The organism is Achromobacter veterisilvae (assembly GCF_900496975.1).
GTDB classification, from domain to species: Bacteria; Pseudomonadota; Gammaproteobacteria; order Burkholderiales; family Burkholderiaceae_B; genus Achromobacter; species Achromobacter veterisilvae.
This window is the reverse complement of the sequence record NZ_UFQC01000051.1, coordinates 1-23,641: the sequence shown is the minus strand read 5'-3', so window position 1 is coordinate 23,641 and position 23,641 is coordinate 1. Positions and strand designations below refer to the sequence as shown.

The 23,641-nt window shown below is 66.6% G+C and carries 22 protein-coding genes and 3 tRNA genes; 12 read left to right on the top strand and 13 right to left on the bottom strand.

Annotation, left to right across the window (positions count from 1 at the left end):
• Positions 1-16: 16 nt before the first annotated feature.
• The 3 genes from paaG to paaK all read left to right on the top strand — a co-directional run bounded on the left by paaG (position 17) and on the right by paaK (position 2,709).
• A complete protein-coding gene (gene paaG / locus AVE30378_RS29195) occupies positions 17-805 on the top strand; it encodes a 2-(1,2-epoxy-1,2-dihydrophenyl)acetyl-CoA isomerase PaaG (RefSeq protein WP_129246215.1) in 789 nt (262 codons plus the stop codon).
• A gap of 2 nt (positions 806-807) precedes the next feature.
• Positions 808-1,278 carry a hydroxyphenylacetyl-CoA thioesterase PaaI gene (gene paaI / locus AVE30378_RS29190; RefSeq protein ID WP_129246213.1) on the top strand — a complete coding sequence of 157 codons (471 nt, stop codon included), beginning with the start codon at positions 808-810 and terminating at the stop codon, positions 1,276-1,278.
• 117 nt (positions 1,279-1,395) lie between these two features.
• On the top strand, positions 1,396-2,709 hold the full coding sequence (gene paaK, locus AVE30378_RS29185) for a phenylacetate--CoA ligase PaaK (RefSeq protein WP_129246211.1): 1,314 nt from the start codon (positions 1,396-1,398) through the stop codon (positions 2,707-2,709).
• Positions 2,710-2,867: 158 nt separating this feature from the next.
• Here the strand turns inward: paaK and AVE30378_RS29180 are convergent, their stop codons facing one another.
• The 6 genes from AVE30378_RS29180 to radC all read right to left on the bottom strand — a co-directional run bounded on the left by AVE30378_RS29180 (position 2,868) and on the right by radC (position 9,049).
• The gene (locus tag AVE30378_RS29180; protein ID WP_129246209.1) at positions 2,868-4,271 is read right to left on the bottom strand and encodes an MATE family efflux transporter; all 1,404 of its coding nucleotides are present in this window, start codon (positions 4,269-4,271) and stop codon (positions 2,868-2,870) included.
• Positions 4,268-5,998 (bottom strand): ArnT family glycosyltransferase, encoded by a 1,731-nt coding sequence (locus AVE30378_RS29175; protein ID WP_129246207.1) that lies wholly within the window; start codon positions 5,996-5,998, stop codon positions 4,268-4,270. The genes AVE30378_RS29180 and AVE30378_RS29175 overlap by 4 nt, the downstream gene beginning before the upstream one ends.
• 124 nt (positions 5,999-6,122) lie before the next feature.
• Positions 6,123-6,389, bottom strand: coding sequence for a type B 50S ribosomal protein L31 (locus AVE30378_RS29170; protein ID WP_043549053.1), 267 nt, complete (start codon positions 6,387-6,389; stop codon positions 6,123-6,125).
• A gap of 210 nt (positions 6,390-6,599) precedes the next feature.
• A complete protein-coding gene (gene kynA / locus AVE30378_RS29165) occupies positions 6,600-7,448 on the bottom strand; it encodes a tryptophan 2,3-dioxygenase (RefSeq protein WP_129246205.1) in 849 nt (282 codons plus the stop codon).
• 202 nt (positions 7,449-7,650) lie between these two features.
• The gene (kynB, locus tag AVE30378_RS29160; RefSeq protein WP_129246203.1) at positions 7,651-8,277 is read right to left on the bottom strand and encodes an arylformamidase; all 627 of its coding nucleotides are present in this window, start codon (positions 8,275-8,277) and stop codon (positions 7,651-7,653) included.
• Positions 8,278-8,371: 94 nt separating this feature from the next.
• On the bottom strand, positions 8,372-9,049 hold the full coding sequence (radC, locus tag AVE30378_RS29155; RefSeq protein ID WP_129246201.1) for a RadC family protein: 678 nt from the start codon (positions 9,047-9,049) through the stop codon (positions 8,372-8,374).
• A gap of 50 nt (positions 9,050-9,099) precedes the next feature.
• Between radC and AVE30378_RS29150 the strand changes: the two genes are divergently transcribed.
• The 3 genes from AVE30378_RS29150 to maiA are packed head-to-tail and all read left to right on the top strand — an operon-like array spanning position 9,100 to position 11,248.
• Positions 9,100-9,576, top strand: coding sequence for an FKBP-type peptidyl-prolyl cis-trans isomerase (locus AVE30378_RS29150; RefSeq protein ID WP_129246199.1), 477 nt, complete (start codon positions 9,100-9,102; stop codon positions 9,574-9,576).
• A complete protein-coding gene (ispH, locus tag AVE30378_RS29145) occupies positions 9,576-10,553 on the top strand; it encodes a 4-hydroxy-3-methylbut-2-enyl diphosphate reductase (protein WP_129246196.1) in 978 nt (325 codons plus the stop codon). The genes AVE30378_RS29150 and ispH overlap by 1 nt, the downstream gene beginning before the upstream one ends.
• 50 nt (positions 10,554-10,603) lie before the next feature.
• The gene (maiA, locus tag AVE30378_RS29140) at positions 10,604-11,248 is read left to right on the top strand and encodes a maleylacetoacetate isomerase (protein WP_129246195.1); all 645 of its coding nucleotides are present in this window, start codon (positions 10,604-10,606) and stop codon (positions 11,246-11,248) included.
• Between the two features lie 31 nt (positions 11,249-11,279).
• Here the strand turns inward: maiA and AVE30378_RS29135 are convergent, their stop codons facing one another.
• The 5 genes from AVE30378_RS29135 to AVE30378_RS29115 form a co-directional block, all read right to left on the bottom strand.
• The gene (locus AVE30378_RS29135; RefSeq protein WP_129246193.1) at positions 11,280-12,722 is read right to left on the bottom strand and encodes a DegQ family serine endoprotease; all 1,443 of its coding nucleotides are present in this window, start codon (positions 12,720-12,722) and stop codon (positions 11,280-11,282) included.
• A gap of 64 nt (positions 12,723-12,786) precedes the next feature.
• The gene (locus AVE30378_RS29130; protein ID WP_129246191.1) at positions 12,787-14,115 is read right to left on the bottom strand and encodes an ATP-binding protein; all 1,329 of its coding nucleotides are present in this window, start codon (positions 14,113-14,115) and stop codon (positions 12,787-12,789) included.
• A complete protein-coding gene (locus AVE30378_RS29125) occupies positions 14,112-14,771 on the bottom strand; it encodes a response regulator (RefSeq protein ID WP_129246188.1) in 660 nt (219 codons plus the stop codon). The genes AVE30378_RS29130 and AVE30378_RS29125 overlap by 4 nt, the downstream gene beginning before the upstream one ends.
• 763 nt (positions 14,772-15,534) lie before the next feature.
• Positions 15,535-16,098, bottom strand: coding sequence for a PDDEXK family nuclease (locus tag AVE30378_RS29120; protein WP_129246186.1), 564 nt, complete (start codon positions 16,096-16,098; stop codon positions 15,535-15,537).
• The gene (locus AVE30378_RS29115; RefSeq protein WP_129246184.1) at positions 16,095-16,331 is read right to left on the bottom strand and encodes a helix-turn-helix domain-containing protein; all 237 of its coding nucleotides are present in this window, start codon (positions 16,329-16,331) and stop codon (positions 16,095-16,097) included. Before AVE30378_RS29115 ends, AVE30378_RS29120 begins: the two co-directional genes overlap by 4 nt.
• Before the next feature lie 58 nt (positions 16,332-16,389).
• Here AVE30378_RS29115 and AVE30378_RS29110 point away from each other — a divergent pair, with 58 nt between their 5' ends.
• Positions 16,390-17,379, top strand: a complete 990-nt coding sequence (locus AVE30378_RS29110) for a DNA-methyltransferase (RefSeq protein WP_129246182.1) — start codon at positions 16,390-16,392, stop codon at positions 17,377-17,379.
• A 102-nt stretch (positions 17,380-17,481) separates the two neighbouring features.
• On the opposite strand, the gene AVE30378_RS29105 is transcribed toward AVE30378_RS29110, so the two are convergent.
• Positions 17,482-17,557: transfer RNA gene (locus AVE30378_RS29105), tRNA-Thr, on the bottom strand.
• A 376-nt stretch (positions 17,558-17,933) separates the two neighbouring features.
• On the opposite strand from AVE30378_RS29105, the gene AVE30378_RS29100 reads away from it, so the two are divergent.
• The 3 genes from AVE30378_RS29100 (at position 17,934) to AVE30378_RS29090 (ending at position 20,116) form a co-directional block, all read left to right on the top strand.
• Positions 17,934-18,009 (top strand) — tRNA-Asn (locus AVE30378_RS29100).
• A 92-nt stretch (positions 18,010-18,101) separates the two neighbouring features.
• The gene (locus AVE30378_RS29095) at positions 18,102-19,118 is read left to right on the top strand and encodes a CobW family GTP-binding protein (protein ID WP_129246180.1); all 1,017 of its coding nucleotides are present in this window, start codon (positions 18,102-18,104) and stop codon (positions 19,116-19,118) included.
• A 92-nt stretch (positions 19,119-19,210) separates the two neighbouring features.
• Positions 19,211-20,116, top strand: a complete 906-nt coding sequence (locus AVE30378_RS29090) for a LysR family transcriptional regulator (protein WP_129246178.1) — start codon at positions 19,211-19,213, stop codon at positions 20,114-20,116.
• Between the two features lie 646 nt (positions 20,117-20,762).
• On the opposite strand, the gene AVE30378_RS29085 is transcribed toward AVE30378_RS29090, so the two are convergent.
• Positions 20,763-20,839, bottom strand: a tRNA-Met gene (locus AVE30378_RS29085).
• A 61-nt stretch (positions 20,840-20,900) separates the two neighbouring features.
• Here AVE30378_RS29085 and scpB point away from each other — a divergent pair.
• The gene (gene scpB, locus AVE30378_RS29080) at positions 20,901-22,109 is read left to right on the top strand and encodes an SMC-Scp complex subunit ScpB (protein WP_129246176.1); all 1,209 of its coding nucleotides are present in this window, start codon (positions 20,901-20,903) and stop codon (positions 22,107-22,109) included.
• Positions 22,110-22,144: 35 nt separating this feature from the next.
• Positions 22,145-23,641, top strand: a 1,497-nt coding sequence (rluB, locus tag AVE30378_RS29075; RefSeq protein ID WP_208742453.1) for a 23S rRNA pseudouridine(2605) synthase RluB, incomplete at its 3' end; no start/stop codon positions are given.

The window sequence follows — 23,641 nt, the reverse complement described above, 5'->3', positions numbered from 1 at the left end:
GCTATGGACAAATGATATGACCTATCAAGACATTCAATTCGACCTGTCGGACGGCATCGCGCGCCTGACGCTGAACCGTCCCGACAAGCTGAACAGCTTCACGGCCAACATGCATGGTGAAGTGGCTGATGCCCTGACCCGCGTTGAAACCGAAGGCGCGCGCGTGCTGGTGCTGACCGGCGCGGGCCGCGGTTTCTGCGCGGGGCAGGACTTGAGCGAGCGCAAGCCCGCGGAAGACGGCACGCCGCCCGACCTGGGCGAGACCGTCGACAAGTTCTACGCGCCGCTGGTGCGCCGCCTGAACGCCTTGCCCATGCCCGTCGTGGTGGGGGTGAACGGGGTGGCGGCCGGGGCGGGCGCCAACCTGGCGTTCGCCGGCGACATCGTCATCGCCAAGGCGTCGGCCAGCTTCATCCAATCGTTCTGCCGCCTGGGGCTCATCCCCGACACCGGCGGCACCTTCGCGCTGCCGCGCCTGGTCGGCCGCGCCCGCGCCATGGGGCTGGCCATGCTGGGCGACAAGCTCAGCGCCCAGCAGGCGCAGGACTGGGGCCTGATCTGGCAGTGCGTGCCGGACGAGGAGTTCGACGCCGCGCTGGATCGGCTGGCCCGGCATTTTTCCAAGGCGCCCACGAAGGGGCTGGCGTTCACCAAGCAGGCCATCCAGGCCAGCCTGGGCAACGACCTGTCCACCCAACTGGACCTGGAACGCGACATGATGCGCGAACTGGGCCGCAGCGCGGATTACGCGGAAGGCGTGGCCGCCTTCCTGGGCAAGCGCGAACCGCAATTCAAGGGGCAATAAGAATGAACGCACACGTTCCCGCCGTCGAGGTGCCGAGCGATCCCCAGGAATTGGCGCACGCCGTCGGCACCGCGATGTACGCCGGCGACGCCGCGTCGCAAGGCCTGGACATGAAGGTCGAGGAAATGGCGCCGGGCTACGCGCGCCTGACGATGCGCGTGCGCCCCGACATGCTGAACGGCCACAAGACCTGCCATGGCGGCTTCATCTTCGCCCTGGCCGACAGCGCCTTCGCGTTTTCGTGCAATTCGCGCAACGTCAGCACCGTGGCCTCCGGCTGCACCATCGACTACCTCGCGCCGGGCTTCGAGGGCGACCTGCTGACCGCGGTGGCGCAGGAGCGCTCGCTGGCTGGCCGCACCGGCGTCTACGACGTGACGGTCACCAACCAGGACGGGCGCAACGTGGCCCTGTTCCGCGGCCGCTCGTATCGCATCAAGGGCCAGATCGTCGGAGTCCCCACGGACGCTTGAGCCAATCACCCAACCAACCAAAGACAAGGCCGCCGGCCCTGCCATGCGCGCGCGGATTGCCCGCGCGCCGCGCGGCCGGGCCCGGCGCAGAGAGAGAATTTCAGGAGAGAGATAACCATGTCCAACACCATGAGCAAGCCGGGGCTGGACCCCATCGAGCATGCCAGCCAGGATGAGTTGCGCGCCTTGCAGCTCGAGCGGCTGAAATGGTCGCTCAAGCACGCCTACGAGAACGTCCCGCATTACAAGAAGGCGTTCGACGAGGTCGGCGTGCACCCCGACGACCTGAAGCAGCTATCCGACATTTCGAAATTCCCCTTCACGACGAAGAAGGAATTGCGCGACAACTATCCCTTCGGCATGTTCGCCGTGCCGCGCGAGCGCATTTCGCGCATCCACGCGTCCAGCGGCACCACGGGCAAGCCGACGGTGGTGGGCTATACCAAGGGCGACCTGGACAACTGGGCCAACCTCGTGGCGCGCTCGATCCGCGCGGCGGGCGGCAAGCCTGGCGACACGGTCCACGTCGCGTACGGCTACGGCCTCTTCACGGGCGGCCTGGGCGCGCATTATGGCGCGGAACGCCTGGGCTGCACGGTCATCCCGATGTCGGGCGGGCAGACGGAAAAGCAGGTGCAACTGATCAACGATTTCCGCCCGGACATCATCATGGTCACGCCCTCCTATTTCTGCAATATTCTGGAGGAACAGCGCCGCCAGGGGATTGACCCGCGTCAAAGTTCGCTGCGCATCGGGATCTTCGGCGCCGAACCCTGGACCGGCCAGATGCGCGCCGACATCGAGACCGAGGCCGGCATCGACGCCGTGGACATCTACGGCCTGTCCGAAGTGATGGGGCCCGGGGTGGCCAGCGAATGCGTCGAGACCAAGGACGGTCCGGTGGTCTGGGAAGACCACTTCTACGCCGAGATCATCGATCCCGACACGGGCGAACCCGTGGCCGACGGCGAACCCGGCGAACTGGTGTTCACCTCGCTGACCAAGGAAGCGATGCCCATCGTCCGCTACCGCACCCGCGACCTGACGCGCCTGTTGCCGCCGACGGCGCGCAGCATGCGCCGCATCGGCAAGATCACCGGCCGCAGCGACGACATGCTGATCGTGCGCGGCGTGAACATGTTCCCGACGCAGGTGGAAGAACTGGTCCTGAAGATCGCCCAACTGGCGCCGCACTACCAATTGGTCCTGTCGCGCACGGGCAACCTGGACGAACTGGAAATCCTGACCGAGCTGCGGGCCGAGTTCTCGGGCCTGTCGGACGCCGAACGCGCGAACCTGGGCAAGCAGCTCCAGCATGCCGTCAAGACGCACATCGGCGTCAGCGCACGGATCCAGGTGTCGGATTCGGGCTATGTCGAACGCACGCTGACGGGGAAGGCGCGCCGGGTGATCGACAAGCGGCCGAAGTAATCGATGGGGGGTGTCAGACACCCGGGAAGGCTTGCTTTGATGTGGAAGAGCGTCCCGTACGGGTGTCAGACACTTGAGACCGGTGCAGTGTCTGACACCCGTACGAGATGCCCTTCACTGCACGCCGGCGCCCCATGGGTGTCTGACACCCCCTAGAACTACACCCCGCCAGTAACCCGCACAATCCGCCGATACCAATAGTGCAGCAGGGCCGCCGACAGCGCCAACCCAGCCATCGCCATCAGCCACATGCTGCCGGCGCCCTGGGGCGAACCGGGCACGAGGATCGCGCGTATGCCGCCCAGGCCGCCGCGGCCCGGGCCGAAGCCGAACCACCAGCCGCCGACCAGGCCCACCCCCGCCAGCGCGACCATCTGCAGCAACAGGGGCACCACCGCCACCTTGTAGGCGCGCAGCAGGTACGAGTTGATGCATTGCATTGAATCGAACAGGTGGAACAAGGGCAGCACGGCCAGCAGCGTGGTCGCGACGGCGGCCACGTCGGGGTTGTCGGTATAGGCCGCCAGGATGAGCGGCCGGCCGGCCAATAGCACCGCCGCGGTCAGCAGGGCGCCCAGCAGGCCGAGCGTCAGGCCGGCCATGCCGGTGCGATGCGCATGGGCGAAATTGCCGGCGCCGATGGCCTGCGCGGTTAGCGCGGCGGTGGCCACGCCCAGCGCCATGGGCATCATGTAGCAGAGGGCGGCCAGGTTCGACATGATCTGGTGGCCGCCGGTCACGAAAGTGCCCTCGCGCGCGACCAGCAGGGCCATGAAGGTGAAGGCGGACACTTCCACCAGATAGGACCCGCCCATCGGGATGCCCAGGCGCAGCAGTTCCTTGAGCGTCTTCCAGTCGGGCTTGCCGACCCGCAGCTTGAAGCGCCGGTAGTAGCGGTCGTGCGTGATGACCCACAATCCCAGGCCCAGGCTGATCCACGAAACCAGCGCGGTCGCGAGCCCGGCGCCGGTGGCGCCCATGGCCGGCAGGCCCAGTTTGCCGTAGATGAGCAGCCAGTTGAAGAAAGCCTTGAAGCCGATGGCCGTGAGGTTGATCGCCATGACCAGCTTGGGGCGCGAGACCGACGTGCCCAGCGCGTAGATGGTGCGGAACACCAGCGCGGCGGGCAGGGCCAGCACCAGGGCCTGCAGGTAGGAACCGATGCGTTCGCGCACGCCGGGGGCGACGTTGCCCGAAAAGGACAGCCACAGGTCCGGGAACAGCATCAGGACGGCGCCCACGACGGACAGCCCGAGGGCCAGCCAGACGCCCTGGCCCCAACTGCGGCCCACCTCGAGGTTCTGGCCCGCGCCGAAGTGCTGGGCCAGGATGGGGATCAGGGCATGCACCACGCCCATCAGGCCGACGAAAATGGTGATGTAGATGGACGCGGACAAGGCCATGGCGGCCAGGTCGTCGGCGCTGGAATGGCCCGTCATCGCGGTGTCCAGCACGCCGAACGAAATGCCGGCCCATTGGCTGACCAGCACCGGCCAGGCCTGCTTGGCGATGCCTCGCAGGGTGGCGCCGAAGGATATCGGCGCGGCGGCGGCCGCGGTCATCGGTTCGAGCCGACGCGCAGCAGACGGAATACTTCCTGCCGGTCCGCCCGCCGGCCGCCTTGCCACAGCACGTCGGCGCCTTCGCTATAGGCGGCGGTGTTGTCGCGCAGGCTCTGGTTGCTGGTCTGCTGCAGGATCAGGGTGCACTTCGCGTCGAACGTGAACGTCAGGTTGTTGAAGATCAGGAACGAGGCGCGCTGGCCGCTGCCCAGGCTCAGGCCGCGGACGCACTCGCCGGGGCGGAGGTTCTGTTCCAGCGCCTGCGCCAGTTGGCCCGACACGGTGCGATAGCTGCGCGCGTAGTCGACCGCCGGCTGCCACAGCAGCACCAGCAGGATCCAGGTCACGGTCAGCCCACCCGCCGACAGCACGGTGCCGCGCCACAGCGCCTGGGGCTTCACGCGCAGCCGCCACACCACCAGCGCGATCCAGGCCAGGGTGAACACCAGGGCCAGCGCGAAGGCGAGCCAGGAGATGACGGGCTCGTAGCCCGTGGTCTGGCGGGCGATGTTGCGCGAAATCTGCGCCGGCCAGTGGAAGTGCAGGGCGACCCAGCCCAGCCAGACGGTGGCCGCCGTCAGGGAAAAGCACATGACGGCGAACCAGTCCAGCGTGTTGACCACGCCGCGGCGCAGCGTCGGTAGCGAAAACGCCGCCAGCACGGCGCAGGGGACGGCCAGCAGGACGTACTCGGAGTCCGAGGCTTCGTCCAGGCCGAACAGCAACAGCGTAGAGCACACCAGCAGCGTCAGGGGCAGCCAGATGTGGGGCGCGTAGATCCAGGAGCGCCAGCGCCAGACGGCCAGCACGGCCAGGGGCCAGGTCGGCCACAGGTACCAGGGCAGGTCGCGCAGCGTGCGGCCCATGTCGTGCCAGGTCGGCACCGCGAAGGACGACAGGTTCCAGATCTTCCAGTTGCGGACCCAGTATGCGCTGCCCTGGCTGGCGGGGATCCACCAGGCCAGGATCAGGACCGCGGTCACCAGCGCCGCCCAGGGCAGCCAGCGCCGGCAGCGCCACAGTTGGCTGCGCGGGTAGAAGGCCAGCAGCGCGCCGATCATGATGGGGGTCGCGCCCACCCAGCCGCGCGTGAGGAAGCTGGCGGCCAGGGCGATGCCCAGGGTCGTGCAGCCCGTGAAGGGGCGGTCCACGCTGCGCGCCAGCGAATAGAAGGCAAGCGCCTGCCACGCCATGATGGCGGGCACGACGGTGGTTTCATGGGTGCGCTGCAGGATGCCGACCGTGGCAAGCAGCAGGAGCAGGGCGGCGTCCGCCAGCATGCGGCCGTAGTCGCGCGGCTCGGGTTCGCCGCCGAAGGGCAGGGCCAGCGGCTGGGCTTCGGCGCGGCGGCCCAGCAGATAGGTGCCGTACCACACGCTGGTGGTGGTGATGCCGAACCACAGCAGATTGGGCAGGCGGCCGGCGGTGATGTCGCCGATGAAGGGGCCGAACAGCCAGATGCAGATCGCGCCGACCCAGGTGATCAGCGGGCCTTCCTCGGCGTGGGCCAGCAGCCCTACCTGGGGCAGCAGCCAGGTGATGCCGCCTTCGCGGATCGCCGTGATCATGGTCGCCAGCCCGACCGCATCGTCCGTTTTCCACGGGTCGCGCATGAACAGGCCGGCCACGATATAGGCCAGCAACACGCCCAGCAGGATCAGCCTGGGCAGTTTCGCGGTGGCCACGGACGTCAGCCGGGCCGGTGTGGAAAAGGATAGTGGGGACACGGGCGTTAATGTAACCGAGTGGTCGGGTTGCGCTAGCCCCCAGCGTGGGAATAGGCTGCCAGGGAGGAAAAAAAAGCAGCCCGAAGGCTGCCTTTTTGCTGTGGCTCCTGCGGGAGCGACAGGATCAGGAAGCGGACTTGACCGTGCCGGCCGTACGGGCGAAACGGGCGCGGAACTTCTCCACGCGGCCGGTTTCGACGATACGGGTCTGGGCGCCCGTGTAGAACGGGTGCGATTCGGAGGTCACGTCGCACTTGAAGAGCGGGTACGTCTTGCCGTCGAGATCGATGGTTTCGCGCGTTTGCACGGTCGAACGGGTGATGAACTTGTTGCCCGTTTGCAGATCGGCGAAGACGACTTCGCGGTATTCGGGGTGAATGCCTTCTTTCATGGTGCTTTCCTAGGGCTCCTGCGAGCCTTCCTCGGTTGTTAGGGTCGCCAGCCTAGTAGGATGCCAAGCTTCCGGCATCGGCTCTAGCCACGTATCCAAAAAGTAACCCTGAATTCTAGCATGGGAAATTTCCCTGGGCCAAGGGGAAATGGGCGGCCCGGCCCCGGCGGGCGCCTCCCGCGTAAAAGGGGGCCGGAGCGCCTCCGGCCGTCAGAGGTCCGTGCGCAGCTTCCAGATCTCCGGGAACAGCACCACTTCCAGCATGCGCCGCAGGTAAGCCACGCCGGACGTGCCGCCGGTGCCGCGCTTGAAGCCGATGACCCGTTCGACCGTGGTGACGTGGCGGAATCGCCACAGCCGGAACGCGTCTTCCAGGTCGGTCAGTTTTTCGCCCAGTTGATACAGGTCCCAGTAGCGGTCCGGTTGCCGGTAGACCGCCAGCCAGGCCGCCTCGACCCCTTCCGACGGCTGGTAGGGCTGCGTCCAGTCGCGCTGGAGATGGTCGGCCGGCACGTCCAGGCCCTGGCGCGCCAAGAGCCGCAGCGCTTCGTCGTACAGCGAGGGGGCCTCGTAGGCGCTCTGCACCTGGGCCAGCAGGTCCGCGCGGTGCCCGTGCGGCTTGAGCATGGCCGCGTTCTTGTTGCCCAGCAGGAATTCGATCTGGCGGTACTGGTAGCTCTGGAATCCGCTGGAGCGGGCCAGGTAGGGGCGCAGCGCCGAGTATTCGGGCGGCGTCATGGTCGCCAGCACGTCCCAGGCGTGGACCAGTTGTTCCATGATCTTGCTGACCCGGGCCAGCATCTTGAACGCGGGCTGCAGGCGGTCGGCCGCCACGTTGGCGATGGCGCCGCGCAGCTCGTGCAGCATCAGCTTCATCCAGAGCTCGCTGGTCTGGTGCTGGATGATGAAGAGCATCTCGTTGTGCTCGGGCGACAGCGGATGCTGCGCGCCCAGCAGGGCGTCCAGGTGCAGGTAATCGCCGTAGGTCATGTCGCGCGCGAAATCCAACTGCGCTTTTTCCTCGCGGACGATGTCTTCGGGGCGTTCGGTCTGGCTCATGCGCGGCCTCCCTGGCAGGGCGGGGCGGCGCGGCGGGCCGACGCGGGCTGCGCGCGCCAGCCTGGCGCGTGGAGGCGGGCGCAAGCGAGCGCCGCGCGCGGGGAGAGGTGGTGTCTCATGGTGGTGCTTCCTGAACGGAGCGGCGGGATTGCGTCCCGCCGCCCAAAGGCCGTCGGACCAGCCTCGGGCCTGTCTACAGGCCCTACAGTTCGCGCAGGACCGCGCGAACCGGGCTGGCATCAGCCTGGACCAGCGCCAACGGCAACGCGATCAACTCGTAATCGCCCTCCGGCACGGCATCGAGCACCAGGTTCTCCAGTACCCGCATGTCGCGCCGCAGGATCGTGTGGTGGCTGTCCAGGGTCTTGCTGGACGCGGGGTCGATGCTGGCGGTATCCAGCCCGATCAGCATGACGCCGCGCTCGGCCAGCCATTCGATGGTCTGGGGCGCGTAGGCGGAGAAATCGTCGGTCCACCAGTCCTGGGCCGCATGCTTGGCCGTGCGGACCAGCACGCGGGGCGGCAGGTTCAGGGCGGCATGGGCAAGATGGTCGACCGTGATGAGCGGGCCGCAGTCGATGGCGTGGATGACGCGGCAGGGCCCCAGGAACGGTTCCAGCGCGACGGCCCCGATGGCGGCGGCGCCATTCTGGTAGTGCAGGGGGGCATCGGCGTGCGCGCCGATGTGCGGCGACAGCGTGATTTCGCTGACATTGACCGGACAGCCGGGCGCAAGCGACCATTTCCATTGCTGGCGGTACGGCGTGTCGCCTGGAAAGACAGGCGAAGCCGCGGAGACGGGCGGGGAAATATCCCACAGGCGCTTCATGTCGGGCGGAAAAGGTCGCGTGATGCCGGAATTAGGTCAAGCCTAAAGCAATAACGGGCGGTAGTCTAACGAAATCCGGCGCGCGGCGCTGCTTTTACAGGCTGCCCCGTTCGGCCATGGAAACCACGGTGCCGCCGGCGACGATGAGGTGGTCCACGAGCTTGATGTCCACCAGCGCCAGCGCCTTTTTCAGGTGTTGGGTGAAGCCGTGGTCGGCGGCGCTGGGTTCGGCCACGCCCGAGGGGTGGTTGTGGGCGACGATGAGGGCGGCCGCATGGTGGCGCAGGGCCTCGCGCACGACCTCGCGGGGGTAGACCGACGCCTGCGACAGCGTGCCGCGCGCGAGTTCGCCGGTGGCGATCAGGCGCAACTGGTTGTCCAGGTAGAGGGCGATGCAGTGTTCCACCCTGCGGTGGCCCAGCGCCAGCTTGCAATATTGTTTCACCTGCAAGGGGTGGTCCAGGCTGCTGGCCCGGGGCAGTTCTTCCTCGATGGCCCGGCGGGCCAGTTCCAGCAGGGCCGCCAGCATGCAGGCCTTGGCGGCGCCCAGGCCGGGGGCCGCCATCAGTTCCTCGGGCGCGGCCCCCAGCAGGCCCCGCAAGCCGCCGAATTGCCTCAGCAGCCGGTTGCCCAGTTCCATGACGTGCAGGCCGGGAATGCCCGTGCGCAGGGCGATGGCGAGCAGCTCGGCGTCCTGGAGCGCGGCGGCTCCGTGGCGCAGCAGCCGCTCCCGGGGACGCTCGTGTTTTGGCGGCTGGACGGACAATTTCATAAGAGGCTCTAAAATCAAGGATTATTCAATTGCCTATACGGTGGCAGATCTTGAGCTCCGCCTCTAATGAAGTGAACGTTTTGGTCCGTCCGGATTCCTACCTGACGCTGCACTACCGGATTACGCTGGCCTCGGGCCCGGGCAAGGATTCGGTGTTCGCCGACACCTTCGACGGCCGGCCCGGCACGCTGCAGCTCGGCAGCGGCCAATGGGCGCCCGGCATGGAGGCGGCGCTGATCGGCCATGCCGAAGGCGAGCGCTTCAGCGTCACGGTGGCGCCGGCCGATGCCTACGGCGAGCGCAACCCGGAGCTCATCCAGCGCGTCACGCGCGCGATGCTCTCCGAGCATGCTGGCGCCGACGCCACGTTCGAGCCGGGCGATCTGGTGGAATTCACCGCGCCCAACGGCGGGCGGTATTCCGGCGTCCTGAAGGAAATCAACGAAGAATCGGCGCTGTTCGATTTCAACCACCCGCTCGCGGGCATCAGCCTGCGGGTCGACGTGGCGCTCCTGGGGGTCCTCTGATGAGCCAGGCCGTAACCGCTTCCGACGCCGAAGTCCTGCTGGCGCAGCCGCGCGGCTTCTGTGCCGGAGTGGACCGTGCCATCGATATCGTCGAGCGCGCGCTCGAATTGCACGGGGCGCCGATCTACGTGCGCCACGAGATCGTCCACAACCGCTACGTGGTGGAAGACCTGCGCGCGAAGGGGGCCGTTTTCATCGACGAACTGGACGACGCGCCCTCGGGCTCCATCGTGGTGTTTTCGGCACACGGGGTGTCCAAGGCGGTGCGGGCGGAAGCCGAAGCGCGCGGCCTGCAGGTCTTCGACGCCACGTGCCCGCTGGTCACGAAGGTGCACATCGAAGTGGCGCGCATGCGCGCGGCGGGCCGTGAAATCATCATGATCGGCCACAAGGGCCATCCCGAGGTCGAAGGCACGCTGGGTCAGGCCCAGGGCGGCATGTACCTGGTCGAGACGGTGGAAGACGTCGCCGGCCTGCGGGTGACGGACCCCGAGAACCTCGCCTACGTCACGCAGACGACCCTGTCCGTGGACGACGCGGCGGCGGTGTCCCGGGCCCTGAAGGCGCGCTTTCCCAGCATCGTCGAGCCCAAGAAAAGCGACATCTGCTACGCCACCCAGAACCGCCAGGACGCGGTCAAGGTGATGGCGCCGGACTGCGACCTGGTGCTGGTGGTCGGCAGCCCCAACAGCTCCAACTCGAACCGCCTGCGCGAGGTCGCCGAGCGCAAGGGCGTGCCCTCGCACCTGATCGACGGCGCGCAGTCCATCGACCCCGCCTGGCTGGTCGGCCGCAAGCGCATCGGCGTGACGGCGGGCGCCTCCGCGCCGGAGATCCTGGTGCAGCAGGTGATCGAACGCGTCAAGGAATTGGGCGCGGTGTCGGTACGCACCATGCCGGGCCTGGAAGAGAACGTGGCGTTCCCGTTGCCCAAGGGCCTGTCGCGCAAGTCGGCGCAGACGGAATCGCTGGAATAGGAAGGCGGGCGCCGCCGAGGGCGGCCTCGGATCAGGACAAAGGAGACTTCATGCAGTTGTACAGTTACTTTCGCAGTTCGGCCGCGTACCGCGTGCGCATCGCCCTGAATCTGAAGGGGCTGTCCTACGAATACCTGCCGGTGCATCTGCTGAAAGACGGCGGCCAGCAGTTGTCGGCCGGCTACCGCAAGATGAATCCGACGGGGCTGGTGCCGACGCTGGTCGACGGCGACGCCGTCATCGGGCAGTCGCTGGCCATCATCGAATACCTGGAAGAAACGCACCCGCAAGTTCCCTTGCTGCCGGCCGACGCGATCGGCCGCGCGCGCGTGCGGGACCTGGCGCTGGGCATCGCCTGCGACACGCATCCGCTGAACAACCTGCGCGTGCTGAAGTACCTGAAGCACACGCTGGGCATGGACGAGGACGCCAAGACCGCCTGGTACCAGCACTGGGTGCACCAGGGCCTGGAAGCCCTGGAAGCGCAACTGGCGCACTCCGGCGCCACCGGCCGCTTCTGCCACGGGGATGCGCCGACGATCGCCGACATCTGCCTGGTGCCCCAGGTCGCCAATGCGCAGCGTTTCGGCTGCGACCTGTCGGCCATGCCCAACGTGGTGCGCATCGACGCCGCCTGCCGCGAACTGCCGGCCTTCGACGCGGCCGCGCCGGGCAAGCAGCCCGACGCGGAATAGCGCCAGCCCCCGGGAAGGGGGCTGCCCGGCGTCAGCCGATCTGCACCGGCACGAAGATCTTGTCTTCGCCGCGCTGCACCAGCAGCGCGACCGTCTTGCCGGCCTTGGACAAGGCTTCCTTGACCTGCCCGATGTTGTGCACGGGTACCCCGTTCAAGGACAGCAGCACGTCGCCCGGCTCGATCCCGGCCTTGGCGGCCGGCCCGGCGGACCGTTCGATCAGCAGGCCCTCGGCGCCCGCCGCCTGCTGTTCCTGCGGGCTCAGCGGCCGCAGCGCCAGGCCCAGTTGGCCGCGCTGCACTTCCTGGTCTCCCGCCGACGCCTGCGCCTTGTCCGCCGGGATGCCGCCCAGCGTGGCGACCAGTTCCTTGTGCGCGCCGTTGCGCCAGATGTCCAGCTTGATCTTCTCGCCCGGCGAGGCCAGCGTGATGGTGGAGGCCAGGTCCCCCGAGGACACGATGGTCTTGCCGTCGATCTGCCGGACCACGTCGCCAGGTTGCAGGCCGGCCTTGGCGGCGGCGCTGCCCTTTTCGACGCTGGACACCAGCGCGCCCGAAGGCGAGTCCAGCTTGAACGAGTCGGCCAGGTCCTGGTTCACTTCCTGCACCGTTACGCCCAGCCTGGCGTGCTGCACCTTGCCGTGTTCGAGGATCTGGTCCTTGATCTTGTAGGCCACGTCGATCGGGATCGAGAACGACAGGCCCTGGAACCCGCCGGTGCGGCTGTAGATCTGCGAATTGATGCCCACGACTTCGCCGCGGTCGTTGAACAGCGGGCCGCCGGAATTGCCGGGGTTGACCGCCACGTCCGTCTGGATGAAGGGGACCGACGTATCGTCGGGCAGCGAACGGCCCTTGGCGCTGACGATGCCCGCGGTGGCCGTGTTTTCCAGGCCGTAGGGCGAGCCGATGGCCAGCACCCATTCGCCCACCTGGAGCTGGCCGACGTCGCCCACCTTCACCGTGGGCAGGTTCCTGGCGTCGATCTTGATGACGGCCACGTCGGTCTGCGGATCCGAGCCCAGCACCTTGGCCTTGAATTCGCGGCGGTCCGTCAGCTTCACCGTGACTTCCTTCGCGTCCTGCACCACGTGCGCGTTGGTCAGGATGATGCCGTCGCTGTTGACGATGAAGCCGGAGCCTTCGCCGCGCATGGGCACTTCGCGCGAAGGCATCTGCCCGCGCCCGCCCGGGAACTGGCCGAAGAATTGGGCGAACGGGTCGCCGTCGTCGGCGGACACCTTGCGGGTGCCGCTGACGCTGATGTTCACCACGGCCGGCCCGTAGTCGCGCGTGATCTGCGCGAAGTTGGGCAGGGTGGACTGACTGGCCGCCTGGAAGGGGGCGGAGACGGCCGGCGCGCCGGCCGCCATCGAAACGCCGCCGATGACGGCGGTTGCGCCGGCGCCGCCGATGGCGCCGGCGGCCAGCAGCGCCATCACCAGGCGCGAGGGTTTCATTTGGGAGGTCTTCATGTCGGCTCCTGCGTTCATGTTGAAGGACATGGCGCTATGTTCGGGCCTGACACTTAGGGGAATCTTAAGCGGGAAAAACCACCTTCACGCGCAGGCCCTGGCCGGACGGCGCGTCTTGCAGCTCGATCGTCGCGCCGTGCCGGGTGGCGATGGCGCGCGCGATCGCCAGCCCCAGGCCGCTGCCGGGCTGGGTATTGCCCTCGACGCGGTAGAAGCGGTCGAACACGCGTTCGCGTTCCTCCGGCGCGATGCCGGGGCCTTCGTCGTCGATCAGCAGCGTGGCCTGCCCGGGCGTCTGCTCCAGCCGCAGGCGGATTCGCTTGCCGGCGGGCGTGTACTTGACCGCGTTGTCCAGCAGGTTACGGGCCAGCAGCGCCAGCGCGTCCCGGTGGCCGTGCACCCAGGCCTGCGGCGCGCCGTCCAGGTCCACGGCGATCGATTTCGCGTTGGCCTGGGGCAGCGTCTCGGACAACGACTGCCGCAGCACGTCCGCCAGGTCCACGGGCTCGGCGGGCGCCTGGTCGGCCGCGCCTTCATGGCGCGCCATGGACAGCAGTTGCTCCACCAGGCGCGTGGCGCGGTCGATGCCGGCGGCCAGGCGCTGCTCGGCCAGCCGGCGCCCGTCCGCGTCGCCCGCGCGCTGCAGGGCCTGCAGTTGCAGGCGCAGCGCGGCAAGCGGGGACCGGAGTTCGTGCGCGGCATCGCCCACGAATTGCCTTTGCCGCGCGAAGGCGCCGCGCATGCGTTCCAGCAGCAGGTTCAGTTCCAGGACCAGCGGCCGGATTTCATCGGGCAGCCCCTGCACGCTGACGGGCGAGAGATCCTCGGGCTGCCGCGCCGCCACCTGCGCGCGCGCCCGTTTCACTGGCCGCAGCGACCAACTGACCACGCACCAGACGATCAGCATCAGCAGCGGGGCGGCGGCCGCGATCGGCGCGACGGTGCGCAGCGCCAGCGAGCGCGCCATGTTCTTGCGCACGTCCATGTCCTGGGCGACCTGGATCACCTGGAAGGGCGTGGCCAGGGAATACACGCGATAGGTGCTGCCTTCCATCCTGGCGTCGGAGAATCCCAGGACGATCTGGTCGGGCAGCGGGCGGCGCGAGCGCGAATTGAAAACCCGCACGCCGTCCGGCGTCCAGATCTGGATGATGAGGTCGTCGGCCACCGGCGAGCCCGCGCCGCGCGCATGGCGCGGCCCCGCGCTGAGCAGCCCGTCGCCGGTGCCCAGCGACAGCGCGGTGCGCTGCAGCAGCGAATCGAAAATGTCGTCGGCCTGCGCCAGCGTGCTGCGATAGGCGATCGCGCCCTGCACCAGCGCGCCGACCACGATGGCGGCCAACAGGAAGAAAAGCAGCCGGGCCCTCAGCGAATAGCTAAGCGGAATGCTCATGTTTTGGGGATGACATAGCCGACGCCTCTGACGTTCTGGATCAGGTTCGGACCCAGTTTCTTGCGCAGGCCATGAATATAAACCTCAACCGCGTTGCTGCTGACGCTGTCTTTCCAGCTATACAGTTTTTCTTCCAGTTGGGCCCGCGAGAAGATCATGCCCGGGCGCGCGATCAGCGGCTCCAGCACGGCCCATTCGCGGGCGGTCAGCGTCACGGGGGCGCCGTCCACCATGGCGGCATGGGACTGCGGGTCGATGGTGATGCCCTCGTGCTCGAACACGGGTTCGGCGCGGCCCGCGCTGCGCCGGATCAGCGCGCGCATGCGCGCCAGCAATTCGTCCACGTCGTAGGGCTTGACGATGTAGTCGTCGGCGCCGGCGTCCAGCCCGGCGATGCGGTCGCTGACCGCGTCGCGCGCGGTGGCGATCAGCACCGGCGTGCGGTCCTTGCGCCCGCGTAGGTCGCGCAGCAGCGCGAGCCCGTCGCGCCTGGGCAGGCCCAGGTCCAGGAGAACCAGGTCGTAGGCGTCGGTGCGCAGCGCGAGATCCGCGGCGTTGCCGTCCTTGACCCAATCGACGGCATAGTGCTCCGCGCGCAGGCAGTCCAGGACGCTTTCGCCGATCATGATGTCGTCTTCGACTAGGAGAATGCGCATGGCGGTGTCCGCAGGGATGGTCCGGCAAGTTGGACGCGCGGCGGCGGGCGGGAGTTCCCGCGGCGGGTGCGGGCAGGGGCGGAAATGAAAAAGCAGCCCGAGGGGCTGCTTTTGGAATTCTGGTGCCGGCAATAGGAGTCGAACCTACGACCTTCGCATTACGAATCGGGCCGTGCGTATCTTGCCATGATTTGGAATCAGACGCTCTGGGGCCGCTTACAACCAGAAAAATGCATGACTTAATGGCGTTTACCGGGTCCGCACGGTACGCCTGAACACAGCATCTTGTGGTCAGAAAGCGTGTTCGTGCCGTGGCCCACCAACAAGGAGCTGCTTCTATGTTCAGTCCCTAGTTAACGGCAAGCAGGTCCGCACGAAGCTCGGCGACCGCCCGGCGCTCGACGCCAAGCAGGCACGCCGACAGGCTCAAGGCGTGGGGCGAGGCCGTTCTGAAGCGGCCCCGTCCGGCGCGACCTGCACCTGTTCATGATCCTCACGGGGATGCGCCGTACGTCCACCTGCGAGTCGCCGCCGCCGAAGTTGCACAGGTCAACGTCCACGACCACTACGTTGGCGGGCAGGCGCACGCCCAGGTTCAGCCCCCCGACTTCGGGGGGGTAGGTGAGGCGAAGGAGCGCGGCCGCCTCCTGGGCGGTGGCGAGCGCGCCGTCGAGGAGGGCGTGCAGCTAGGCGAGCTGCTCGGTATCGGGGCCGACGCATCCCGGATGCGGCACGGGCCGCCTGGTGAGTTCGTGCGGCTATCCTAGACTTCGTCTGGTTCGAAGCCCGCCGCATCCGGCGGGGTCGGCTGCACTTGGCGACGGGCCGACAGGTCGGGAGTCGCCCCGTGCAGGAGCTTACCGTTCTCGATCACGTATTTGACGGGGATTTTCGGGTTATTGATGTCCTTATTCCCATCCGCGTGCCACTTTTCCTCCCACTTCTGGAAATAGAACTCGAGGTTCTCGGGCTCCAAGATGTACACGGCCTGGAGCGCGATATGGCGATAGATGGCGAAAACCCACGGAACCTGCCGATATTTAGCGATAATGACGGGGTTCATGTGGTGGTGGGTCGAGAAGCCCTTGGTCAGCTCGATGTTGACCGACTTCAGTTCGTACTCGCGCCCGTCGGCATCCACGGCATCATTACCCTCACGGCCGGGAATGATGCGGAGGCCGAGCAGGAGAAGGACCTGGAGCAGCTTGCCTCCGTTGTCCTGGAAGATGTCATCGATGCCATGCTTGGTTGCCAGTCGCTGGTATTCCTCGACAGAGGGCCATGCGGCTTGTAGGCGTTGGTAGTCTTCGTGCGGCTTGAGCGTCATTGGTTTGGTTTCTCCAGCAGTGAAGCGGGAGACACGTTCAGAGCAATGGCAAGCCGGTCGATGTTGTCGATGGAGATGTTTCGTTCACCACGCTCCACCGACCCGACGTAGGTGCGATGAAGTCCCGCCGCATCGGCCAGGGCCTCCTGCGACAAACCAAGTTGCTCCCGCATCCTCCGTAGGTTCAAAGCGACATATCGCCTCGATGCGGAGGAATTCTGTTTTTTCTCCATACGCGGGATAATCAACACATGATGACGATGAATCTACAGACTATGAGTAGCACACAACATGATTGACGCTTTTTCTCCGGCCTACTTCACCCAAAAGGGGGGAACCTACGTCGGCGACTCTCGCGAGCTCCTGGCCGCGCTTCCCGACAACAGCGTCAACCTAGTGATGACGAGCCCCCCTTTCGCTCTGCAACGGCAGAAGGAGTACGGGAACCTCGATCAGCACGAATACATCGACTGGTTTCTTGAGTTCGCGAAGCTAGTGCACCAGAAGCTAAAGGATGACGGGAGCTTCGTCGTGGACTTCGGTGGGGCCTACATGAAGGGAGTGCCCGCCCGCAGCCTTTACAACTTCCGCGTGATGATCCGCATGGTGGACGAGTTGGAATTCTTCTTGGCGGAAGACTTCTACTGGTTCAATCCTTCCAAGCTGCCGAGCCCGATCGAGTGGGTGAATAAACGGAAGCTGCGGGCGAAGGACTCGGTCAATACGGTGTGGTGGTTCAGCAAAACCGAGTGGCCTAAGTCTGACATCACCAAGGTTCTCGCGCCGTACAGCGATCGCATGAAGAAGCTGATCGAGGACCCGGATAAGTTCTACACGCCGAAAGTCCGGCCTTCGGGGCATGACATAGGCAAAGGCTTTGCAAAGGACAACGGGGGAGCGATCCCGCCCAATCTCCTGCAAATCTCGAACTCAGAGTCCAACGGGCAATACCTATCGGGCTGCAAGGCCGTCGGCATCAAGGGGCATCCGGCACGCTTCCCCGCGAAGCTGCCCGAGTTCTTCATCCGCATGTTGACTGATCCCGACGACCTCGTCGTGGACATCTTCGGCGGCTCGAACACCACGGGCCAGGTGGCAGAGGTGGAAGGGCGCCGCTGGATGACGTTCGAAGCCCTGCCTGAGTACGTGGGGGCCTCCGCCTTCCGGTTCCTCGACAAGGGCATGACGCCGGAAGCGATGAAAGAGCTCTATGAGCGGATCGTTGCGGGAGAGTCCATACCTCTGGACGAATACCGCCAGCAGTCCGTCCTGACGCTGTGATACCGTTGATACAGTGAAAAGAGCCGCATGACAGCGGCTCTTTTCATTCCCCATATGCAAAGCAAAAAGGGCCACCCGTTTGGGTGGCCCTTCTCACTTTTTTGGTGCCGCTTGCCGGATTCGAACTGGCGACCTTTTCATTACGAATGAACTGCTCTACCAACTGAGCTAAAGCGGCGAAACCTAAAACTCTAAACCGTGTCCGTACTATCTTGCCATCGGACCGCTGGCGGCCCGAAAGCCTTGTCGTGCTTACCTCGGGGGCCTCGCATCATAGCAATCGCGTTGCGATTACGAATGCGCTGCTCTACCAACTGAGCTATGCCGGCAAGACCATTTGCTTCGTTCCTGGCGATGCCCGAAACGGGGAAGCAAAACATCTTCGTTTTCTTGCTTTTTTCTTTCTCGTTCCCTTGTTTTTGGGGCCCGATCTGGAAAGACCGAAATCATATCAGAGTTTTTTGCCGATGTGAAACCGGGCGGACGGAAAATGCAAAAAAAGTGCGAACTTGCACGAGCCAAAAATTTCGTTCATAATCTCGTTTCTTAGCAGTTCCCCGATAGCTCAGTCGGTAGAGCGACGGACTGTTAATCCGCAGGTCGCTGGTTCGAGCCCAGCTCGGGGAGCCAAAGAATTCAGGGCCATTCACGCAAGTGAATGGCCCTTTTGGTTTTCGCCGCTTCGTGGCCGGAGCCGGGGCAGGGCCCATCGGAGGGTTCGTATGAAAGACGATAAGCAGGATGGCGACAAGCGCATCGGCGTAACGGTGATTTCCGGGTTCCTGGGCAGCGGCAAGACTACGCTTCTGAATCGCCTGTTGCGCGATCCCGCCTATGCCGACGCGGTCGTGATCGTCAATGAGTACGGCGACGTGGGCGTCGACCATCATCTGGTCCGGCAGGCGCGGGACAACGTCGTGCTGGTCGAGGGCGGATGCCTGTGCTGCGCGGTCAGCGGCGCGGTGGTCGACGCCTTGCGCGACCTGTTCATGCTGGCGCTTGGCCGCCGGATCAAGCCGTTTCGCCGCGTGCTGATCGAAACCAGCGGGTTGGCGGATCCCGCGCCCATCCTGTTCACACTCAAGCACGACCGTTTCCTGTCCGAACGCTACGCGTACCGGGGAGCGATCGTGCTGGTGGACGCGCGCCATGGCGCGGAGCAACTGGCCGCGCAGCCCGAAGCGTCGCGGCAACTGGCCTTGGCGGACGCCGTGGTGTTCAGCAAATCGGACCTGGCCGACGCCGGGCAATTGCGCCGTGCCGAGCAGGCCGTCGTTGCCGTCAATCCCGGCGCGCAGCGCTGCGTGCAGCGGCTCGACGCGCCCCTGGCCGGCGTGCTGCGGGACGGGCCCGGCGCGCGCGCCCGGCGCGACGGCGCCGCGCTTTCGAATTGGCTGCGGCCCTTTTCCGCGACGCCGCCGGGCGGCCATGCGGAGGTGGCCAGCTTTTCGCTGGTCCTGGAAGCGCCCGTGGGCCGGGCGGCCTTTCTTGCTGGGATCTCGCGGATCCAGGAACGTTTCGGGTCGGGCCTGCTGCGGATGAAAGGGCTGGTGCGCTTCGAGGGTGAAGCCCTGCCGTGCGAGGTGCATGGTGTGCATGGCGAGCTCTATCCGATCCTCACCCTGGCCCAATGGCCCGACGACGATCGCTCGTCGCGGCTGGTCTGCATCCTGCGCGGGCTGGATGGTGGCGAGGTCCGGCACGCCGTTTGCGAGGCGCTGGACCAACCGCCCGCCTGACCGCCGCCGGGTGGCGCTTCTCGATTTCTGATGTCGGTGTTGCACGGAAATACGGTATAACCGATCGGTCTGGTGCAAGAATCGAGACAATCATGGATCGTCTGAAAGCCATGCAGGTGTTCGTCGAGGTCGCCGACAGGGGCAGCCTGTCGGCGGCGGCGGTGCATCTGGACATGTCGCGCGCCATGGTGTCGCGCTATCTGGCGGAAATGGAACAGTGGGTCGGCGTGCGCTTGCTGCACCGCACGACGCGCCGCCTCAGCCTGACTCCGGCCGGCGCCGAGACATTGCCGCGGTGCCGGCAGATGCTGGACATGGTGGGGGACCTGCGCAGCGCGGTCGCCACGCCCGAAGATACGCCGCGCGGCCTGTTGCGCATCACCACCAGCATGTCGTTCGGTTCCCGGCACCTGGCCAGCGCCATCACCGAGTACGTCAAGCGGCATCCGGGCACGTCGGTGGACCTGATGCTGGTCGATCGCGCCGTCAACCTGGTGGAAGAACGCGTCGACCTGGCCGTGCGCATCACCAATGACCTGGATCCCAACCTGATCGCGCGCAAGCTGGCGGTTTGCCGTTCGGTGGTCTGCGCCTCGCCGGAATACCTGGAGCGCGAAGGCGTGCCGGCGCGAATCGAGGACCTGTCCCTGCGCAATTGCCTGACCCATTCGTATTTCGGCAAGAGCTTGTGGCGTTTCGAGCGCGGCGGCGAACCCGTGGACGTGCCGGTAAGCGGCAACATCAGCGCGAACGAGGTGTCCGTCCTGGCGCGGGCTGCCCTGGAAGGCGCGGGCATAGCCATGCTGCCCACATACTATGCCGCCGAAGACGTGGCGGCCGGCCGCCTGCGGGCCATCCTGACCCACAGCAAGCCCCAGGAACTGGGCATTTACGGCATTTATGCCTCGCGCCGGCAGATGCCGCTGATCCTGCGTTCCATGCTGGATTTCCTGGTGGAGCGATTGGAATCCACGCCGTGGGATGAGCCCGCCGCGTAACTGCCCGCCCCCGGGCGGCGGGGCGGGCGCTTGAGGGCGGAGTAGTTGACGGTATAATTTGGCGACGGCTTGAACGGGCCTGGCGCGGTTGGCCAGGCTGGAAAACATCTAAGAATCGTAGTTCGGCTCGGGAATGAGCCGCGGCATCGCGGAACCGGTTTCCGGATGCACGAGGGGAGGCGCATCGGGCTTTTCGGATTGTGGCGGTTCGCCCGCCGCGCCGCAGCGCCCGTTGCCTGGCGATTCAGGTCCTTGATATCGATTGCCGCGAAAGGCGGCGCCGGGTTGCCGGCGTGCTTCGCAGGCTTGTTGGCAATTTGTGCCAGCTTTTCCGGAATTTGCTTAAGGTGTTCGCCGCGCACGGTCGCGGCGGGCATTCCGCCCAGGCTCGATCGCGCGGCCGTTTCGGCGCACGGCCGGGGCGGGTGGCGGTAAACACAGGAATCCATGAGAACTTCGCAAACCAACGCTGTCTGTTGCTGGCCCGCCATCGGGGCGGTGCGCCTGGCGGCGGCTGCGGGTTTGCGTGCGGGCGGTGCGCGGGTCTGTGCGTGGACCTGCGCGTGGGGTCGTGTACGGGTTTTTGTGCGTACACGGGCCGCGCAAATGAAAAAGGCCCGGCGAATTCGCCAGGCCTCGATCAATTTGGTTGCGGGGGCAGGATTTGAACCTACGACCTTCGGGTTATGAGCCCGACGAGCTGCCAGACTGCTCCACCCCGCGTCTGAGAAATGAATAGTAGCCTTATTTCCAACCCGGCGCAAGTTAGCCCTTTTGAATTTGAATGTCGATGAACGATAGCGAGGCAATAATCGTGCTGGAAACCGCGCTTCTGTGCGCGGCGCAGCCGATGCAACTGTCCGAAATGCGCAAGCTATTCGGGGACGATGAGCAATTCGACAATAGCGTGCTGCGCGCGCTGCTGGAGACGCTTCAGAACAACTGGGCCGATGGGGGCCTGGAGCTGGTGCAACTGGCGACGGGATGGCGCTTCCAGAGCCGTCCGCGCATGCAGCGCTACCTTGAAAGGCTCAACCCCGAGAAGCCGCCCAAGTATTCCCGCGCCGTGATGGAAACGCTTGCCATCGTGGCCTGGCGCCAGCCGGTGACCCGGGGCGACATCGAAGACATCCGCGGCGTGACCGTGTCGTCGCAGATCGTGAAGGCCCTGGAAGACCGGGGCTGGATCGAGGTCATCGGCCACCGCGACGCGCCCGGGCGTCCCGCCCTGTTCGGCACGACGCGCCAGTTCCTCGACGATCTGGGCCTGCGCGCGCTGGACGAACTGCCCGCGCTGGAGTCCGCGCAAGCGGCCGCGGCGCTTGCGGGCCTGGACCTGGGCGAAGTCCAGCAGGTGATGGGCGAGGCGCCGGTGGAAGAGGGCGCCGAGGCCGGCGGCGACGCCGCGCCCGAAGGCGAATCCGCGGCCGGCGGCGATGAAGAGGCCGGCGCGGACGCTGGCGGCGGGGGCGAGGCCCTTGCCGAAACCGCCGAAGGAGAGGCGTCGGCAGCCGCTATTCCGGTTGCGGAATTGTCTGTTTCGGAACACGATATACCCATAGACCCGGCCGATAGCGTAGAATTCGCTGCTTCGCGCACAGAAGAAGGCGCGGATCCCGCAGACGAATCCACCGTCCGGGAGCAAGCCGAAGGCTTGTCCGATACGCCAGCCATGCCCGGTTTTCCCGACGGCGAGGCTGGCAGCGACATTTCCGATATGGCCGCCGACGCCCCAGAGGCCGGTGCTGCAAAGGAAAGCGTCGAGAACGCAAAACACGCGGAACCGACCGACCCGATTGACGAGACCGATACCGCGGCGCCTGCCGCTGCCGGGCATGAGCCCGCTTCCGGTCTTGCCGATCCTGTTCGGCCTGGCCCGGATGCCGCCTCCCCGGAATCGGACGAGGCAGGCCCCGAGCGGCCCGAGGCCGACCGAGAGCCGGTGTCCCCAGATGATGACGAGCCTGCCCCCGGCAGGCCCCCCCAAGTTTGAAATTCGGAGCTGTCCCAGTGACAACGAATACAACAATGCAGGACGACGATCCCCGTTCGGATGATGCCGTTTCGAGCGGCCAGCCGGAATCTTCCGCGGCGCGCGAGCCCGCGGCCGAAGGCGAGGCCGGCGCGCGCGGGCGCGGCCGCAAGCTGAGAACGCCCTTCCGCCGCCGCCGCGGCGACGCTTCGGCCGAGCAGGCGCCCGCCGGTGATGCGCAGCCCGCCGCGGCCGAGGCCGCAGCCCCGGTCGAGTCCCCGGATTCCCGCGGTAGCGAGCAGGAGGCCGAGCAGGCCCTGGCGTACCTGGATACGGCGGACCGCATGGAGCAGCGGCTGGGCAAGTACCTGAACAGCGAAGCGGTCATGCCCAAGCTGCACAAGGTGCTGGCGGACGCGGGCATCGGATCGCGGCGCGAAATGGAAGAACTGATCGTCGCGGGCCGCGTGTCGGTCAACGGCGAACCGGCGCACATCGGCCAGCGCGTGGCGCCCAACGACCAGGTCCGCGTCAACGGCAAGCCCATCGTGCGGACGAACACCAAGAAGCCGCCGCGCGTCATCCTCTATCACAAGCCCGCCGGCGAGATCGTCAGCCACGACGACCCGGGCGGCCGCGCGAGCGTCTTCGCGCGCCTGCCCAAGCTGCGCACCGGCAAGTGGCTGTCGGTCGGCCGCCTGGACCTGAACACCGAAGGCCTGCTGATCTTCACGACCTCCGGCGACATGGCCAACCGCATCATGCATCCGCGCTACGGCACGGAACGCGAGTACGCCGTCCGGGTGCTGGGCGAGATGGACGAGGCGCAGCGCCAGTCCCTGGTCGATGGCATCGAGCTGGACGACGGCCTGGCCGCGTTCGGTTCCCTGGACTACCTGGGCGGCGACGGCAGCAACCGCTGGTACCGCGTCACCCTGCAGGAAGGCCGCAACCGTGAAGTCCGCCGCATGTTCGAGGCGGTCGGCGTCACGGTCAGCCGGTTGATCCGCACGCGCTTCGGCGACATCGTCCTGCCCCGCACGCTGCGCCGCGGCCGCTGGGACGAACTGGATCCTTCGCTGGTCACCGCGCTGATGGTCCAGCTTGGACTGTTGCGCGAAGACGACGATTCCGGCGGCAACCGCCGCCGCTCCAAGCAGCCCCAATCCCATGACAGCGCCTTGCCTCCGGGCTTCGGCACGATGGACCGCAATGGCATGAACGGCGCCCGCATCGGCCGCCGCGGCAAGCTGCAAGGCGGCCGCCAGGGCAGCGCGGGCCAGGCGGCGGCGTGTCCGTCCGATCCTTTCGGAACCGGCCTGATGATCGCGGGCGGTTATGCCAATGGCCATCCGCTCGCCGGAGAAGGCGGAAACCGCAAGAGCGGCGGCAAGCCCGCCGGCGGACGTCCGTCGGCCGCGGGCGGCAAGGCGGGCGGCCGGCCGGGCGGTAAATCCGGCGGCAAGGGGCAAGGGCAGGGGCAGGGGCGCGGTCCGCGCGCCGCGTCGGCCGGCGGCCCCTCGGGCAACGCCGCGTCCGGCAATGTCGCGGAG